Genomic DNA, 1,913 nt, shown 5'->3' with positions numbered 1-1,913 from the left:
ACCGCCTGATTCCAGTGATGCCGCTCGGGGATGGCGGTCTCAAAGAACTCCCGCTGCACGGGGAGCAACGGCACCTCGCCGGTGGGCATGGCCTCGTCGGTGGCGTGCGCGGACGTCACGACCTGCGCCAGCGCCCGCACCGTCTGATGCAGGAACAGATCCTTCGGCGTGAACCGCAGCCCTGCCTGTCTTGCCCGGCTCACCGCCTGGATCGAGAGAATCGAGTCACCGCCGAGCTCGAAGAAGTTGTCGGTCACGCCGACGCGCGCGACACCGAGCACGTCCTGCCAGATGCGCACGAGCTCAGCTTCGACGTTGCCCACTGGCGCGACATGCTCGGCCGCCTCGAACACGGGCGCGGGCAGCGCCCGCCGGTCGAGCTTGCCGTTCGCCGTGACGGGGAGCCGATCCAGCGGCACGATCTGCGCGGGCACCATGTACGCGGGCAACGTCTCCTCCAGCTGGCGCCGAAGCGAGAGCGTGTCCGCGCTGCCGCTCACGTATGCGACGAGTTGCGAATCCACCGCAAGCACCGCGGCCTCGGCGACCCCAGGACAGGCGCGTAACCGCGCCTCGATCTCGCCGGGCTCGATCCGATACCCGCGAATCTTGACCTGATGATCGCGCCGCGCCACGTACTCGACGTTGCCGTCCGCCGCCTGCCGCACGAGGTCGCCAGTGCGATACATGCGGGCGCCGGGTGCGAACGGGTCGGGCAAGAACCGCTCTGCCGTGAGCGCGGCGCGATGGGCGTAGCCTCGCGCCAGTCCGAAGCCGCCGATATACAGCTCGCCGATGGCGCCATAGGGCACGGGGTTGAGGTCGCCATCGAGCACGTAGGCGTGACGCGAGCCGACCGGGCGGCCGATCGGCGCATAGGCTTGCCGACAGTCTTCCTGCCCATCCGTGACCCATGCAAGCGGTGTCACGACCGCCTCGGTCGGGCCGTATCCATTGATCAGCGTTCGTGCCCGGAACGTATCCCGTACCCGGGCGAAACTCTCCCGCGAGATGGCCTCGCCGCCGAATGACAGCAACCGCAACGGCGGGGCGTCCGCGCGGGCGGCTTCGACCAGGCGCATCAGGTATGCGGGCGGGAAGCCGGCGTTCGTGATGCCATGGCGCCTGAACGCATCGAGCGTCTGCTCGGCACTCCAGAGTTCGTCGTCGCGCAGGACAACCTCGGCGCCCGCCACGAGCGGCGCCATCCACCGCTCGTGGGCGCCGTCGAAGCCGAACGCGAGGAAGTGGAGCTCGCGCTCGCCAGGGGCCATGCCGTATTGCCTGGCGGTAGCGTGGCAATGCATGGCGAGCGGGCCGTGCTCGACGGCGACGGCCTTGGGGGTGCCGGTCGAGCCGGAGGTGTAGATCAGGTAGGCGAGTTGCTCTCGCAAGACCGTCGGCAACACATCCGACAGCACCATGTCGCTGTGCTCGGCGTCCTCCATCTCGAGCACGGGCACAGCAGTCCGCACGCGTCCGCGCAGGCGTTGCGACGACAGCAGCAACCGCACGCGCGCACCGTCGGTCATCTCGGCAATGCGGGCAGCAGGCAGCGCCGGATCGATCGGCAGGAACGCCGCGCCGGCCTTGAGCACCGCGAGCAGCCGCACGATCATCGCGGGCGAGCGATCGATGACCACGCCAACCACGGGCTCGGCGCCGCCAATCTGCGCAGCCAATGCGCGCGCGAGGCGCCTGGCGCTGCGCTCTAGCTCGCCGTACGTCAGCACATCGTCCCCACACCGCACCGCGACCGCATCCGGTTGTTCAAGCGCCTGCCGCGCGATGGCCTCGTGCACAAGCACCGCCTCCCGAAACCGGGGGTCCTCGTCCTCGGCATCGGCGGCCTCGAGCGCGATATCGGCGACGAGCGCCTCGGGCGCAGCGATCATCTGCCGCAGCACCGAAAC

1 protein-coding gene is annotated in these 1,913 nt (G+C 69.5%); it reads right to left on the bottom strand.

Annotated elements, in window-relative coordinates:
* On the bottom strand, positions 1-1,913 hold a 1,913-nt coding region (locus tag KHP16_RS28180), incomplete at both ends, for an amino acid adenylation domain-containing protein (RefSeq protein WP_211961633.1).

Origin of the sequence: Cupriavidus plantarum (assembly GCF_905397285.1) — a bacterium.
In the GTDB taxonomy this organism is placed as follows: domain Bacteria; phylum Pseudomonadota; class Gammaproteobacteria; order Burkholderiales; family Burkholderiaceae; genus Cupriavidus; species Cupriavidus plantarum.
This window is presented reverse-complemented; position numbering and strand designations above follow the sequence as displayed.